The sequence below is a fragment of the Microcoleus sp. T3_D1 genome (assembly GCF_036700405.1).
GTDB lineage: Bacteria > Cyanobacteriota > Cyanobacteriia > Cyanobacteriales > Microcoleaceae > Microcoleus.
Genome location: NZ_JAUBOV010000119.1, coordinates 1 through 15,708, shown reverse-complemented (window position 1 = coordinate 15,708; position 15,708 = coordinate 1). Strand labels below are relative to the sequence as shown.

The 15,708-nt window shown below is 45.2% G+C and carries 17 protein-coding genes and 1 pseudogene; 7 read left to right on the top strand and 11 right to left on the bottom strand.

Going from position 1 to position 15,708, the window contains the following annotated elements; genetic code table 11:
• Window positions 1-75: 75 nt before the first annotated feature.
• The 4 genes and pseudogenes from QT992_RS31205 to QT992_RS31190 all read left to right on the top strand — a co-directional run.
• Window positions 76-987, top strand: a pseudogene (locus QT992_RS31205) (sensor histidine kinase); the annotation flags it as partial.
• Window positions 988-1,144: 157 nt separating this feature from the next.
• Window positions 1,145-1,876, top strand: a complete 732-nt coding sequence (gene cysE, locus QT992_RS31200; RefSeq protein ID WP_445305399.1) for a serine O-acetyltransferase — start codon at window positions 1,145-1,147, stop codon at window positions 1,874-1,876.
• Between the two features lie 87 nt (window positions 1,877-1,963).
• Window positions 1,964-2,548: a Crp/Fnr family transcriptional regulator gene (locus tag QT992_RS31195; RefSeq protein WP_333342987.1), complete on the top strand. Its 585-nt coding sequence runs from the start codon at window positions 1,964-1,966 to the stop codon at window positions 2,546-2,548.
• 338 nt (window positions 2,549-2,886) lie between these two features.
• Entirely contained in the window at window positions 2,887-3,012 is a 126-nt protein-coding gene (locus QT992_RS31190) for a hypothetical protein (protein WP_333342988.1), read from the top strand.
• 8 nt (window positions 3,013-3,020) lie between these two features.
• Here QT992_RS31190 and QT992_RS31185 read toward each other — a convergent pair whose 3' ends face one another.
• The gene (locus QT992_RS31185; RefSeq protein ID WP_333342989.1) at window positions 3,021-3,254 is read right to left on the bottom strand and encodes a hypothetical protein; all 234 of its coding nucleotides are present in this window, start codon (window positions 3,252-3,254) and stop codon (window positions 3,021-3,023) included.
• 110 nt (window positions 3,255-3,364) lie between these two features.
• On the opposite strand from QT992_RS31185, the gene QT992_RS31180 reads away from it, so the two are divergent.
• Window positions 3,365-3,802 carry an Rrf2 family transcriptional regulator gene (locus QT992_RS31180; RefSeq protein ID WP_333342990.1) on the top strand — a complete coding sequence of 146 codons (438 nt, stop codon included), beginning with the start codon at window positions 3,365-3,367 and terminating at the stop codon, window positions 3,800-3,802.
• An 18-nt stretch (window positions 3,803-3,820) separates the two neighbouring features.
• Window positions 3,821-4,801 (top strand): cysteine synthase A, encoded by a 981-nt coding sequence (gene cysK / locus QT992_RS31175; protein ID WP_333342991.1) that lies wholly within the window; start codon window positions 3,821-3,823, stop codon window positions 4,799-4,801.
• 669 nt (window positions 4,802-5,470) lie between these two features.
• Here cysK and QT992_RS31170 read toward each other — a convergent pair.
• From QT992_RS31170 to QT992_RS31125, 10 genes are all read right to left on the bottom strand, one after another.
• Entirely contained in the window at window positions 5,471-6,265 is a 795-nt protein-coding gene (locus QT992_RS31170; RefSeq protein ID WP_333337153.1) for a sulfite exporter TauE/SafE family protein, read from the bottom strand.
• A 304-nt stretch (window positions 6,266-6,569) separates the two neighbouring features.
• Window positions 6,570-7,073, bottom strand: a complete 504-nt coding sequence (locus tag QT992_RS31165) for a hypothetical protein (protein ID WP_333337151.1) — start codon at window positions 7,071-7,073, stop codon at window positions 6,570-6,572.
• 170 nt (window positions 7,074-7,243) lie between these two features.
• Window positions 7,244-7,480, bottom strand: coding sequence for a hypothetical protein (locus QT992_RS31160; protein WP_333337149.1), 237 nt, complete (start codon window positions 7,478-7,480; stop codon window positions 7,244-7,246).
• 19 nt (window positions 7,481-7,499) lie between these two features.
• The gene (locus tag QT992_RS31155; protein WP_333307944.1) at window positions 7,500-7,901 is read right to left on the bottom strand and encodes a DUF202 domain-containing protein; all 402 of its coding nucleotides are present in this window, start codon (window positions 7,899-7,901) and stop codon (window positions 7,500-7,502) included.
• Between the two features lie 190 nt (window positions 7,902-8,091).
• Window positions 8,092-8,514: a DUF202 domain-containing protein gene (locus QT992_RS31150; protein ID WP_333146423.1), complete on the bottom strand. Its 423-nt coding sequence runs from the start codon at window positions 8,512-8,514 to the stop codon at window positions 8,092-8,094.
• A gap of 146 nt (window positions 8,515-8,660) precedes the next feature.
• A complete protein-coding gene (locus QT992_RS31145) occupies window positions 8,661-9,326 on the bottom strand; it encodes a hypothetical protein (protein ID WP_333337147.1) in 666 nt (221 codons plus the stop codon).
• A 548-nt stretch (window positions 9,327-9,874) separates the two neighbouring features.
• Window positions 9,875-10,525: a cadmium resistance transporter gene (locus QT992_RS31140; RefSeq protein ID WP_333337145.1), complete on the bottom strand. Its 651-nt coding sequence runs from the start codon at window positions 10,523-10,525 to the stop codon at window positions 9,875-9,877.
• 20 nt (window positions 10,526-10,545) lie between these two features.
• On the bottom strand, window positions 10,546-11,250 hold the full coding sequence (locus QT992_RS31135) for a cadmium resistance transporter (protein ID WP_333337143.1): 705 nt from the start codon (window positions 11,248-11,250) through the stop codon (window positions 10,546-10,548).
• Between the two features lie 212 nt (window positions 11,251-11,462).
• Window positions 11,463-12,965, bottom strand: coding sequence for an APC family permease (locus tag QT992_RS31130; protein ID WP_333314193.1), 1,503 nt, complete (start codon window positions 12,963-12,965; stop codon window positions 11,463-11,465).
• Window positions 12,966-12,998: 33 nt separating this feature from the next.
• Window positions 12,999-14,018, bottom strand: coding sequence for an RRXRR domain-containing protein (locus QT992_RS31125; RefSeq protein ID WP_333314192.1), 1,020 nt, complete (start codon window positions 14,016-14,018; stop codon window positions 12,999-13,001).
• Window positions 14,019-14,628: 610 nt separating this feature from the next.
• On the opposite strand from QT992_RS31125, the gene QT992_RS31120 reads away from it, so the two are divergent.
• Complete coding sequence (locus tag QT992_RS31120) at window positions 14,629-15,543, top strand: LysR family transcriptional regulator (RefSeq protein ID WP_333314191.1); 915 nt, start codon at window positions 14,629-14,631, stop codon at window positions 15,541-15,543.
• Window positions 15,544-15,708 lie beyond the last annotated feature (165 nt).

The following is a 15,708-nucleotide window of genomic DNA, read 5'->3' as shown; positions in this document are numbered from 1 at the left end:
TGATTGGTGTCAATCTCAAAGCAGCAGCTTAAATTATCATCAGTATTTATACTGATCGCATAACTGTTATGCTCCCAAACATTGCAAGAGTTGCAGCAAACTCAAGCTCAACTGATTCAGCAGGAAAAAATGTCTAGTTTGGGTTTATTAGTTGCTGGTGTCGCCCACGAAGTTAACAATCCTATTAATTTTATTTACGGCAATATCCACCACGCTCGCGAATATACTAGGGATTTGTTGGAGTTAATAGAACTCTACCAAAAACACTATTTATACCCTCCATTGGAAATTTCACAGCATTTACGAAATATTGAGTTTGACTTTCTGTGCGAAGATTTGCCGGAAGTGCTGTCCTCGATGAAAATAGGAGCAGAGCGCATTGTTCAAATAGTCCAATCTTTGCGGAATTTCTCTCGCTTAGACGAAAGCGAAATGAAACCTGTCAACATCCATGAAGGCATTGACAGCACTCTGCTAATTCTGCAAAGTCGCCTGAAAGCTACAGCCGATCGCCCGCCGATCGAGATTGTTAAAAACTACAGCCATTTACCTTTAGTAGAGTGCTATGCCGGACAATTAAATCAGGTGTTCATGAATATTCTGGCTAATGCGATCGACGCCCTTGAGAGTTACAACCTCGATCGCGGGCCCAAAGCAGCGAAAGCTAATCCGATCGCGATCGCCATAACTACAGAATATTCAAGTCCCGATAAAATAATTGTGCGGATAGCCGACAATGGCCCCGGTATGGCAGAAAATGTCAAAAAACGGCTGTTTGACCCGTTCTTTACTACTAAACCTGTGGGAAAAGGGACAGGATTGGGACTGTCAATCAGCTATAAAATTATCGTAGAAAAGCACAAAGGTACGCTGCGCTGCGATTCGACACCGGGATTGGGGACCCAATTCTCGATCGAGATTCCGCTGCGGCAAGAAGTCAGACAAGCTGTACCGTTTGTTTCGCGGAAAATATCAGAGGCCGCTTAGAAAGGGCTGGGGAAGGAAAATTTTTTTTCTCGTTAACTACTGTAATTCGGTCGGGTTATAGTATTATAAGTAAGAATGCCACAACCAATACTGCTTTATGCAGCTTGAACCGTCGGCACTGCCGATACTGTATAACCGAAACACGGCGGGACTAAATATGTTCAGTGACTTGCAAATTATTTACGAACGTGACCCCGCGGCGCGCAACTGGCTGGAAGTATTATTTTGCTATCCCGGACTGCAAGCACTTTTTTTGCACCGGATAGCACACTGGCTTTATTCCGCTGGCCTGCCGTTTGTACCGCGCTTGATTTCCCAACTGAGTCGCTTTTTAACAGGTATTGAGATTCACCCAGGAGCGAAAATGGGTAGGGGCGTGTTTATCGACCACGGCATGGGGGTGGTAATTGGCGAAACTGCGATCGTTGGAGATTATGCTGTAATTTATCAAGGAGCGACCATTGGCGGCACGGGTAAAGAAATAGGAAAACGGCATCCGACGCTGGGAGAAAATGTAGTCGTGGGAGCCGGTGCTAAAGTTTTAGGCAATATTCAAATTGGCAATAATGTTCGGATCGGTGCGGGTTCGGTGGTGCTGCGGGATGTCCCTAGCGATTGCACAGTTGTGGGAATTCCCGGCCGCATAATCTCTCGGAAAAAGCAGGCGGAAAATGCTCAAAATTCTCAATGCCTACCGGATTTGGAAGCTCAAGCAATTCGAGCTTTGTTCGATAGAATTAAGGATTTAGAAGAGCAGGTCGCTTTTTTAAAATCTCAATTATCTCCGCTCAAAACAACTCACTCAGAGCAAGCAGAGGTCGAAAAATATGAATTATTTCACTCTTCTGATTTATTCATTACACAGTTTTTAGACGGTGCAGGAATCTAGTAAAGCTTTAATTTATATAGATTTTTGCCAGCCACACTATCCTGCTGTCATTGGACAAACTAACTTTTCTTCTTTCAGTAACTGGCTATGACTATTGCTTCTCTTTCCACTAAAACTTTTGATGAAACGAGCCGCCATATATTTCCTCGCCGCTCGCGCTTGCCCAACAGAAGCAATGCTCTGTGGCGAATTGAAACTGGAGTAGTGCGAACTGTAACGTGGCTTGAAGATGGCACAATTATCACCTTGGGATTGTGGGGGCCTGGTGATACGATCGGCAAACCGATATCAAAATGCGAGCCTTTTCAAATTGAATGCCTTACTAAAGTCGAGGCAATTTTACTATCGGGCGAGCGCTGGCTAAATAGAGATATTTTGCTCACTCACATTCAGCAGGCTGAAGATTTTATGGTAATGCGAGGTTACAAAAGAGTTGATTTTATGCTCTATCAACTATTAACTTGGCTGGCTAAGAGGTTTGGTTCTGAGGTAGAGCAAGGACATCTAATCGATATGATTTTAACGCATCAGGACATTGCAGAAATCATCGGTACAAGTCGCGTAACTGTCACTCGCACCCTCGGTCATTTTGAGCAGCAAGGCTTGATCGATCGTCTGCCACTCCACCGGATTATTCTACAACCTTCTGAGGTGTGGCACTACGAAATATAAAAGGTTATTAACTGTTAATAGTTTACGAGCGCCGATGTAGGTGATAGGAATGCGGTGCAAAAGAATTTATTTGGTGACAATGCGATATTCGAGCAAATTCAGCGTTCTCTAGACAACAGATAATTTGTATCGAATTTGCGTTAATTAAGTTTTCTGATCGACTCGTCAATAAGTTCAAAAGCAAGGGCGACGAGCGCAGTTGCTTTTTTCTTTGTGTTGATTTCTTTCTTCTCACTGCGGACAGATGCGATATCTCGCATTTGTTGACTGCAGCCAAGTAGGTAAGTATGAACTGATATGTTGCACCATTCTTAATTAGCCTTTTATGAACAGGCAAGATGCCTGTTCCACAAGAAAATTTATCTTTTGTGGAACAGGCATCTTGCCTGTTGCTGACAATGGTGCAATATCTCAGTATCAATCAACTTAAGGATGAGACAGCATATATCCGCCTACCTACTTAGTAGTTACTTTAAGGCGGCGGTATTGCCTGTAAAATACTCGCTCCCTGCAACATTTGAGACTTTCGGGCTCTACCCGCTTCGGGGTATTCCCAAGAGGGTGCAAAGGGCGGAACCAAGAAGGGGCAAGCTTTCCACCCACCCTGTACCCCCACGCCGAGCATCAGGCAGTTTCCGCCCCTGTGCCCGTGCTGCTCGTAATACCGACAGTGGCGACAGCTTAAACCTACATTTACGTTGCTCACGGGATTTCTCCAACCGTTTTTGTAATAAAAATATACTAACACCTGTACACCTACCGGAATTGTGTACTATGATATAATGTACAATTTAAACTCGATCGCCAGTGGGGAATGTGGAACTATCTTCTAGAGTACAATATGCCCTGTTAGCCCTCTTGGAACTGGCGAGCCACCACCCGAAGGATTCGCCCCTAACAGTAAGCGAACTTACTGCTTCTCAAGAGATACCCGAACGCTATCTAGACCAAATTCTTGCCGTGCTGCGGCGTGCAAGTATTGTCCAGAGTTTGCGGGGTGCTAAAGGCGGTTATTTGCTGGCGAAAGAGCCTTGGCAGATTACTTTGCTAGAGGTGTTTTCGACACTCGAAGGATCCGGCAGCGGCCAGACCCAAAAAGTTTCGGAATCTGTAACAATAGAAAAAACTGCGGTGCTAGAAATTTGGCAGGAAGCTCAACAGGCATCTTGGGCTGTTTTGGGGAAATATACATTACAAGATTTGTGCGAACAGCGGGATGTTCGCAAACAAGCACATCCCATGTACTACATTTAATTGGAGAGAAATTAAGCCATGAGAATTGCTAAGGATGTTACAGGAATAATTGGTAGAACTCCATTAGTTCAGCTCAATAAAATTCCCCAAGCCGAAGGAGTAGTTGCTCAAATTGTGGCAAAATTGGAAGGGATGAATCCGGCTGCTTCGGTGAAAGATCGGATTGCGGCAAGCATGATTCAGGCGGCGGAAGATGCGGGGTTAATTCAACCGGGAAAAACTATTTTAGTTGAACCGACTTCAGGCAATACTGGAATTGCTTTGGCAATGATTGCGGCGGCGAAAGGCTACAGTCTGATTTTAACTATGCCGGATACGATGAGCACGGAACGCCGATCGATGCTGAAAGCTTACGGAGCTCAGTTGGAATTAACTCCGGGACATGAAGGGATGTTAAGCGCGATCGCCCGTGCGGAAGAAATTGTAGAAGAAACCCCCAATGCTTTCATGCTGCAACAGTTTCGCAACCCCGCTAATCCGAAAATTCACCGGGAAACCACGGCCGAGGAAATTTGGGAAGATACAGAAGGTAAAGTAGATTTTTTAGTGGCTGGAGTTGGCACCGGCGGTACGATTACGGGAGTTGCTGAGGTAATTAAACAGCGGAAACCGAGTTTTAGGGTAATTGCAGTTGAACCAGCCAGCAGCCCCGTGCTTTCTGGAGGCAAATCTGGTGCTCACAAAATTCAAGGGATTGGTGCAGGATTCATCCCAGAAGTGTTGAAACCAGAGTTAATTGATGAGGTGATCGCAGTTAGCGACGCAGATGCGATCGCTTACAGTCGTCGGCTGGCCAGAGAAGAAGGATTGTTGTCAGGAATTTCTGCAGGCGCCGCTTTGTGTGCCGCCATTCAAGTCGGCAAGCGTCCCGAAAATGCTGGAAAATTGATAGTTTTTGTGCAGCCTTCTTATGGTGAACGCTACCTCAGTACAGCCTTGTTCAAAGATTTAGAATTACCGACTGTCAGCGAACTCGAAGCATTAGTCAGCAAGTATTAAATTGTAGTAGGGCATTGGTAACAACTTAACGTCAAACCGACAGTCTCTCTTGTTATATCGAAGTCTAGATCCCCCCTAACCCCCCTTAATAAGGGGGGGACAAGATTCTTATCAAAGTCCCCCTTCTTAAGGGGGATTTAGGGGGATCTAGACTCGGCTATAAACAAGATATACAAAGGTTTGTAGGGCATTGTTGACAGCAATGGGCCCGGCACTACCCCTACCTTGTAGGGCATTGGTGACAACTTAACGTCAAACCGACAGTCTCTCTTGTTATATCGAAGTCTAGATCCCCCCTAACCCCCCTTAATAAGGGGGGGACAAGATTCTTATCAAAGTCCCCCTTCTTAAGGGGGATTTAGGGGGATCTAGACTAGGCTATAAACAAGATATACAAAGGTTTGTAGGGCATTGTTGACACCAATGGGCCCGGCACTACCCCTACCTTGTAGGGCATTGGTGACAACTTAACGTCAAACCGACCGTCTCTCTTGTTATATCGAAGTCTAGATCCCCCCTAACCCCCCTTAATAAGGGGGGGACAAGATTCTTCTCAAAGTCCCCCTTCTTAAGGGGGATTTAGGGGGATCTAGACTCGGCTATAAACAAGATATACAAAGGTTTGTAGGGCATTGTTGACAGCAATGGGCCCGGCACTACCCCTACTTTTCAGACTTGATACAACTTCCAACTAGCCATCGCCAACATTCCGTAAATCACAAACTTTAGCGGGCGTTGAGGCATAATTTGGCATAATTTAGCACCTACTAAAACTCCCGGCACCGAACCCAACCAAATGGGCAAAACTAAACTCCAGTCTACCGTTCCGAGGCTGAGGTGTCCCAGAGATGTAAACATCAACAAAATTGCCGCTTGCGAAATATCTGTACCCACCAATTTAGAAGTATCCAGGCGGAAAAAAGCAATCAGCAACAGTGCAAACATCGAACCGGAAGACACGCTAGTGATTCCCACTATGCAGCCTAAAATTGCTGCCGCACTCACAGTACAAATACGGCCATAATTAGTATTTAAGTCCCATTTAGCGGGCGAAGGCAATTTAAAACTAGGGAAAAATGTTTTGACCACTAATTTGGTCAGCGATAAAGCGACAATTAGTGCGATTCCTACTCCGAGACAGCGCAGCAATATGCTGTCTAAGTCCTGACTTCCGCTGGATTTGATGCAGTGTAAAATCCACACGCCAGTCAGCGAACCGGGCACGCTGCCCAAAGCCAGCCACTTAACTATTTGCAAGTCGAGGGTCTTTTGCTGCCAGTGTTTGAAGCCACCAACAACTTTCATCAGTGTGGCTGCTACGACATCCGAACTAATAGCAATTGATGCCGGAACCTGAAAGACGAAAATTAACATTGGGGTGATGAGCGACGCTCCGCCAACTCCGGTCAAACCAACGATAATGCCCACGAAAAAGCTGAGAAACGATAGTAATAAGTAATTCACTGTTATGCCCAAAAACTGTGTATTTAAGCGCTGCCAACCAACAAATAGATAACTTGGGTGGCTACAACAACACAGCTACACAGGCTAAATATCACTTGCATTTCAATATGCGTTGCCAGGAGTTTTGCTTTTCAACGCTTGAGATTGACCGCTTCTTAAGCTACAAAAATCTTGGTAAAAGTAAGTAAATGCCAATCAATCAAACTACAAAAAATGTAGTGTAAAAGCTCCCTGATTTTCTTATATGTACCTGTGTAACTGATTAAAAACCCTGGATTTATTTATGGGGTTTATATTCGGCGTTCTACCTTGAAGTGACCACCGTCACAGGTAAAGCATAGCTGAGGTTAACCGACCGCTGGCCGGAAAAGAAATCGGGAGTTTCGAGAACATTAAAATGAATCAATGCCACAATGACCACAGTGAAGGCGGTTGATGATACTAAACCCGTCAATAACTCTTTTTTGAGGTTTTTTTCCTTGGGTTTGTCGGCAAAAACATCTAAAGTTCCTAGCTGCATCAACAGAATTCCCACAATATTGGAAAGCCAGTAGCCGACAATTGTGCAAGGAAACAGTAAATCTGGGGAAAGCCAACTGAAGATATACCCAAAGGCGTAGGCAATTGGCAGATTGAAAAATATGTCGTTCCACCAACACAGGGGTGATAGCAAATATCCAATTGCCAGAAGCAACCCGCCTCTGATCTTTTTAAACCAGACTTCGTTAAAGCCCTTAGCTTCTGGCAACTGTTGGGTGAGTTGTCCTGGAATCTGGTACTCTTCAATGACTTTTTTAGCGTTTTCCACGTTAATAGCTCATTACTGGATCGACTTACCGTAGTTTAACAGCCCAAATCAGTTATGTCTAGTAAGTAAATCAAGTTACCGTATTTTGTGGACTCGGCTAAATATACTTTGTTTGCGGTACTAAAATATCTATCCGAGAGAGGTTGTTGAGAATGCTGGCTAGTGGTTATTTAAGCGCCGATCGACAAATTGAAAGTTTCCGGCAAATGCTTGACAGTTTGCCAAAGATATGCAGTGTCGATGCCCCAGTAAAATTGCAGGTAAACGAGCAAAAGCCCGATCGCGACTGTCACGCCCAGCAATTTAGGGACTATTTTCGCCACAGTCTCCAGCACTACGAATGCAGCCCAGATAGCAGCAGCTAAGATGATAATGGAAGCGATCGTGGCAACTGTATCGCTGTTCATGATTAACTCCTGTTGACAATCAATCGGGTATGACAAAACTACTTGGGCTCAGGGCGGTTGCCAAAATCGAATAAATTACTCCAATCCCCAATAAGCCCACAGCGGAACTGAAAAATAAAACCATGCCGTCTGGGGGATTGTAGGTATCGTGGTCAATTTGGTGGCGAACAGTGAAGTAGTGCTTAGTTGAGATTAAGACTGTCACCCAACCTATTAGAGAGAAGATTAAACCCAACTTCCACCCCATCGCCTGACGGTAATGTACGGGCATTTGCACGACGCGAAGTCGGATGATGACGACGCCAAAACCCATGAGTGCGATCGCAGCCCGCATCCATGCTAAGAAGGTGCGCTCATTTGCCGATCGATCGATCGCCCGCGACAGATTTTGCTGTTTTGTTTTCTCATCATCTACTTGCATCGGTGGGAGCTCACATCTTGCACCATTCTCGATAAGCCTTTTTTGGGCGGGCAGGATGCCCACCCCACAAGAAAATGCACTTTTTGTGGAACAGGCCGGAAAGCCTGTTCTTGACAATGGTGCAACATCTCAGTTGGAACGATAATTGCACGCGATCGAACTCTTTAATCTTCATATTAAACCGCCACCATTATTCAGGTGCCATCAAACCAAACGAGCTAGAAGGAACGGTGAACATATAATAAATTACCCCAGCCCCTAGGATTGCGATCGCGAGGCTAAAAAGAATTACCCAGCGATCCGTAGGTTCATAAGTATCGTAATCGATATCATGACGGACACCAAAGTAGTGCTTAGTTGAGAATAACACCGTCAGCAAACCCACTGCCGAAAAAAGCAAACCCAACTTCCAGCCATTGCCGGGAGTTGGGAGTAGAGGGGGATGAAAGGTGCGAAGGCGCACGATAACTACGCCAAAACCCATCAGCGATATTGCTGTCCGCATCCATGCTAAATAAGTGCGCTCGTTTGCCAAGTGATCCCGCACCCGCGACGGATTTGGTCGCTTAATCTTTTCTGTAATTACTTTTGTGGATTTCCAATTTAATAGCATAGATAAACCTTTTAATTTTAACGGGAAATGAGAAGGTAAACCGATATATTTTCGCTGGGATGATTATCCGCCGGGTATTTATACCCGGCGGGATTTTGCGTTGCAACGGGCTTTACACAGCCGATCGCATTACAACTTCACCAAAACTAATCATTTTCCTCAGTTGGTGCGTTGGGAACTTGCGTATCTATGTAAGCCTGAGTCACATCAGGAACAAACCAATTCGCATCCCCAGGCTGGAAAACCTTAGCAGTAGGAACGTTGAATTCTACAGCCCCCGTATCGGGATTAGCTCTGGCTACAACTTGAGTGCCGTCAACTATCTTAACAGCTAGACCGCCCGTCAATTCTTCTGAAGGTTGATCGGTCGTTCTTAAATCGGTTGCTTTGACATCGCTGGCTAGATAAATTCCATCGCAATCCCATTTATGTTCAGTTGTTTGGCCGTCAGCTAGAAAATAAAGGGCATTCTCGTAAGTAGAAGAAGCGGCTTTTTTGCGTTTCGGGCCGTAGACAGCCAGGGTTTTTCCTGTCTCGTTGCGGCACTGACCCCAAGGTTTTCCCGTTTCTAAAGTGTATTTTTGAAACTCCAATTGAGAGATTTTTTTCTGGAGCTCTTCAGGGGTATAATTCTGGGCGGTATCGGGTGCGTCTTTCGCTGCCTTGAGAGTGTTCAGAGCTTGAGTCACCTCTATGTAGTCGGGATTGCTCGCATATTTCGGCGTTTTTGGAGCGTCGGCCCAGGATGGGGGAACGAATACTAAATTGGCGGCCATTACCAAGAGCACTAAAACAAATTTGAAGATTTTCACAATTTTTCTCCTTTTCTCGATTGTCAGGTTTTTTCCAACTTTCTGTTTGCTTGCTATTTTAGGACTTAGGCAAAAACGATATCTCTTTACCTGGTTTGCCTGAGAAACCAAATTTGGCAGAAGCGAAAAATCTGTGTTTTTAGCATTATACCTATTGTCAAATTCGCTCTGCGTAGGGTAGTGGCGAAGCGATCGGGCGAGCGTTTAGGGATTCATCCTCAAGTTTTTAGCTCGGTTTGATTCACCACTACAGGATTTCTTGAGACAAGAGGTATATTGTTGCCTAAGTCTGGCAATTGGCTAGCTCAAAAGATGGTTTCAAGTTTCGTGACTACTTGAGGCTAAATTAGTTTGAAGCTGCTTTTAGCTTGGTCACTCACTTCATTATTAACTTAGCATATTTGTTGATAAATTTCAAGCAATTTACCGCCATTTTTAAGCAAACAATTGTTAAGGTAAAAATGATGAGTTAGGACTTATGACTTAGGGCAAATTATCTACCGACAGAGGGATGAAAGTAGCGAAACCTTGGCCGATCATTAGTTAGATTAAAATGGCGGGAGCAGCCGATAACTACCACTTTCAATCAGGATGAATATTCCCAAACCAATCAAGACAAAAGGGACAGCAGCCTTGGTATAGCGAGTCAAAATATGGGCGATCGCCCTTTGGCGAGTTAACCGGTAAGCGACATAAGACCAAACACCTACCATCACCGAGAAAACCGCCAAAATCACCAGCAAGCTCGGCAAATCGCTGCTAGCAAACAGCGGCAAGTAAATACCGATGTTGTCACCCCCGTTAGCCACTGTTACCGCAGCCACATTCAAAGTTTGGGGGTTGAAAAGATTTGCTAACTTTGACACAGGTGAATTAGATTTCCGGTTAAATTCGCCCGATACTGCTTGTACGTCATTCTCCTCATTTTCTCTCTTGACTAAGTGACTGATGCCGATCGCGATCGGAACCAAACCCAGCAAGCCAATCCAAGCTTTCGGCACAATTAAACCGCCAAAAAAACCGGGCAAACTAGCAGCGATGAGTGCTGCAAATCCGAGGTACTTACCGACAAAGATATGCCGAGGGCGGAAAGTATCATTTACCTGGGCGAAGAACAGCATCGAAAGCACCATATCGTCGATATTGGTTGCGGCAAAAGATGTAATACCGGCAATAATCGCTGCTGCAATCCAATTCATGTGCTGTCCCTGCAAATTTTCTAAACTTCAGTTTCGCTGGCGTTACTTCTGCTCATCGTTATCAAACAGAAACCGCACCCAACTAAAGATATTATACTTAAAGTTGGGCTTGCCAGAGTGCCGCTTTTCACCAGAATCGCCATTCCCAATCCGATCAAAACAAAAGGTACTAATTGATTGCCGTAGCGAGTCAAAGTATCTGCGATCGCCCGCATCTGAATTAACCGATAAGCAGCGTAGCACCAAACGCCCACCATCGCGAAGAATACGCCGAGAATCACCGCCAAACTTTCTAAAGTATTGCTAGCAAACAGCGGCACATATATCCCGATATTGTCGCCGCCATTTGCCACCGTCACCGCTGCTACGCTGTAAGTTTGAGGAGACAGAAAACTGCTAAAAAAAGATTTCTCAGATTGCTCTAATTCTGCCTCAACTTCCGAATCGTCAGTTTCGGAATTCAGCAAGCGGCTAAGCCCGATCGCAATTGGCAGCAAACCCAGCATTCCGATCCAATCTGGCGGAAAGATTAAGCGGCCAAAAAAGCCGGGAAGGCTAGCCAAAACCAGTGCAGTAAAGCCCAGAAACTGACCGAAGACGATATGCCTGCGCCGAAATACTGCATTCACCTGCGAGAAAAACAGCAGCAGAATCAGAATATCGTCTAGATTCGTAGCCGTAAAAGCTGTCATTCCCGTAGAAATTGCTGTTAGTAATTCATTCATTTCTGTGTCTCCTCAGATTTTTTATTTGGTTGTACTCGCTGGGATCGTATCTTCGGAACGGGCAAGATGCCCGTTCCACAAAAATCAAATTTTATTGTGGGCTGTTGATCGGAGCAACGTCCTTGAAATGCTTATTGACAAGGCTGCAATATCTCAGCAAAAACCCAGTTGCTAAAAACTATTAGTTTTGACTGTGAACTGGTAACTGTTAATCAAAAACGATCGCTGTCAAAGGGAACGGCTTTCAATCGAACACCACCGTAAATTGCATTTTCTTCCTCGAATCTGGCATGAATTGCGTCAATACCCTGCTCCATCGAACCCACAAGTCCCGGAGAACGCAGCCGTTGCCAGAAAAACCATCCGCAAGTAGCCACCAAGTACATCAAGAACAAGTAAGGAAACGCATCGTAAGGAGCTTCTGGAGGTGGGAACATCGTGCTGCCGGGAATGCCCACGCTGCCCGCAATCGGAATCATCATAAATGCGATCGCCGCCACCGAAAACGCTACATCCCGCACGCGCAATTTACCAATTTTGTGCAGGTACATCGGTGCGGCGATCGAAATTAAGACGTACACGGTTAAAAATCCGTAGCTGCAAATTGCCCCCAAATAACCCATACAATCGAACAGTTTGATGTCAAACATAGACATCACAGCAGGCACCAAAAATGTCATAAATGTACACATCGTTACTGCAACGTGGGGAGTTCTATTAGACGAATGCGCTACACCTAATGAAGAGTGAAACAAACCGTGCCGCGCCATCATAAAAAACACTCTCGCGGCTGGATTGATGCTGCCGAGCACGCAAGCAAAAAAGCTAAATAAAGCGCCGAAAGCCACTAACTCTCCCAGCCAACCCATGCCCACTTGTTGCGCCAGAAAACTCAGAGGTTCTTCAGTATTAGTAATAGAAACTCCTGTACCGCTAAAACCCAAAACCTCAATATAGGTCATCAAAATGAAGAATAAGCCTGCCATGACAGCACTGCCCATGACAGCCCTGGGGATATTTTTTAAGGGTTTTTTCGCTTCGTCGCCCAGAGATGTAGCGCTTTCAAAACCAGAGAAACCAAACATTACTAATACAAGTCCCGTCGCTATATTGCCGGGAGTTACGCCTTCCAAAGTTAATTGCGACATATCCAGGGCAAAACCTTTGTGCGCCCAGATGATGATTCCCAAGATAAAAATCGCCGCCACTGATGCCCCCTCCAGCCACAGCATCGCCATAGCAGAGAGTTGGATATCTTTATAACCTGCATACCAAGCAACGCCGGCCCCGATCGCTAACAGCGTAATCGGCGAGGGATGGATGCCTAAATGACCGATGAAAGTACCCGTAAAGTTGGCAAAACCACACAAAACGGCCATCGCAGTAAATAGATAAGCGAGTACCAAACTCCAGCCGCAAATTACGCCGGCCGTCGGGCCTAGTCCTTTAACAATATAAGAATAAAGAGAACCGGCAGAAGCCGATCGACTCGCAAATTGGTTGATATTGATGCTGACAAATACTAGGCCTATCAAGCCGATGAGAAAGCTCAGCCAAGCCCCGTTACCCGAAAGAGCGACAATTAACCCTAGATTAGATGCGGGTATAGTTGTAGGTGCAATGACAGCAAAGGATTGAGCTAAAACCTCTCCAAACGAGAGGCAGTCCGGCTTTAAGCCGTGGGGACTGTGATTTTTTGGCGTTTTCTTAGTCATTTATCAGAAAAATGGGTTTGAAACCCCGTCCTTTTAGGACGGCTTTACAGTTCGCCATGAGTTGTAAGCCAGAAACTTACAATCCGTGGGCTTTGCGTTTTGACACAGGCGTTTTCCTGTACCAAGACTGTGCAGGCTAATGCGAGATTTTTTCGCATCTTCGCCACCTACATAACACTTTCCATACGATAGATGCTTGACAATCCCCCCACGCTTCAATCCTTGCGACATGGAGCCACCGTAAGGACGGCGATATCCATTTTTCCCAGGGTTAAAAACGTGCAATTGTCTGCGATAAATACGGATGGGCTTACATTCCATCACCACCATATTTTCTGGTGATATATTGCCACCTACCAACAGGTAAGCTAGCACCCAAGAATCGACACAATGGGCATCAAAAACATTGGATAACTTTGCCTTACATTTTTTTAGACCTAATCTTTGACGAGTTAAGTAGGTGTCGGTATAGCCATCAAATAGGGTGAGAGGTGCAATTTTTTTCAACTCGGAATAACACCATTTTTTGCCAACTTCTAAAGGCGAAAATGACGTGTTCCACTTGTGGCAACCTTTTTTTGTCAATGCTTTTACATCCTCAATTCCAATACCGGAGAGGGGAAAGATGGTATCAAAAACTTTGACTACTCGGATTTTGAATTGCCAACGCGCCTTAGTGCTGGGAGGAATTGCGCCACGCGAACGGTTTTGACGAGGTTGGCGACAAGGTGTTTTTCGATTACGTCTTGCACGTCTGGCATTTGTACTTGTCTCTTCAGCGTCTTTAACCCAATCAACAGCATGAAACTGCTGATTTAAGTAGGTGTGAGCTTTTGATTTGACTGTGTACCCCTCACGTTTAGAACCCGGATCGATTCCAACTGCTACGGGTTGAGTATGACGATTTGAAGGTTCAACGTTTAAGCGAACACAAAAGATCCCTTTACGGAAAAATGGTGTTGCTTTTCCAGATTTAATCCAACGCTCTGCCCTTGCGGGTGTTGTTGGCATTAAAGGACGTTGCTCAAAGTCCACTACAGGAACGTATTGCATGGTGTTTGTTTGGCGATAAGCCTAACTGTTTAATTTCCTTCGACTTTGACTAACGGAGTGGTTACGGGTTAGGAATAGCGCCTGTAACGTCCAATGAAAGTGCCACCTTCAGTTAGTTCAAATTGGCTTCTCGGCCGTTGTCTAGTCCTACTTGCGCTTGTGTTCCACCTATGGCTTGGTTTCTCTACAAGCCCCATCCCTTTAGGGTGGGGTTAGTGACTTATCTTCTCTCTTGTTGCCGATCGACTTTTGGCGATCGGCTTAAACTTGTCGGTGCTGCTTCAGCATCGGACCCTGCGTTAGAAGCTTAAGTATCACCTTAAGGCTCTTGACAGGTAGAATCAAATGGTATTTTTTATCGAATTAATAAATACAAGTGATGCAGTGCCACGGCCCAAGAACTGTTGGAAGACGAGACCTATCTGTCGCCACCAGCCCAAACCCTTTATGTTAAAAGGAAAATTTAAATAGCGGCGGGCAACCGTGCTTTCGGGGAATTCCAGTCTGTACCAGAGACTCGAAAAGTTCAGGTCAAAGTTTAGCCGCCAAAGATTTTTATTTCAAAAAAGAACTGTCTGTATTTAGTAAAAGGGTACTCAGCATGGCCGGAATGACACTTGACCAACTGCGAGTTTTTCTAGCTGTCGCGGAACACCTGCACTTCAGCCGCGCAGCGGAGGAACTTTACATCACCCAACCCGCTGTCAGTGCGACAATCCAAAGCTTAGAGGCGCAATACGGAGTAAAACTATTTCACCGCATCGGCCGCCGCATCGAAATCACAGATGCTGGGAAGTTGCTGCAAGTTGAAACGCAGAAAATTCTCGACCAAGTTGCTTTGACTGAGAGAGGTTTGCGGGAGTTGAACGACTTGCAGCGAGGCGAACTAAACTTGGGTTGCAGTCTGACCATTGGCAATTATTGGTTGCCTGATAAACTTAGCAAGTTCAAACAAAAATATCCTGGTATTTGCGTGAATTGTACTCTGGCAAATGCCGAAGAAATTTGTGCGGGGACGGCGACGGGAACATTTGATTTGGGTTTAGTGACGGGAGATATTAAAGCTTCACTTAAGAGCACTCTGGAGGAAGAAGTTGTAGGCAGCGAACGCTTGCTGATTGTAGTTGGCAAATCTCACCCTTGGTTTGAACGTGCAGAGGTTAGTTTAACGGAAATTGTGAAAACGGATTGGGTGATGCGAGAAGCTGGTTCTGGAGTTCAGCAAATGTTGGAACAAGCTTTGCAAAGTTGGGGCATTAATCCCCATGAATTGAATGTAACTTTAGTTTTGAACAGCAGTGAAATGGTAAAAGCCGTGGTGGAAAGCGGCACAGGTGCAGCGGCTATTCCTGAATTGATGGTAAAAAAAGAATTGCACCTATCTACACTGCGAGCGATTAAAATTATAGATAGCCAACCAAGTTCTAATGTAGGTTTTGAAATAATTAAACCTGTTTTAAAACTGAAGCATCGACAGCGCTTTCAAACTGGAATTACTAAAGCTTTTGAACAGATATTAACTTAAGGTGCTGGTAATATCATGTCTGATCGGTCGCCCATAATACATAAGCCGGGCGGGTTTGTGAGATTGTCCGTTAGGGGCAAATATTATTGGTGAACCCGCCCCTTGTATCTTAAAAGAGTGAGCTAGCCGATCGCCACGTCATTGATTCGATCATACCGACAATCA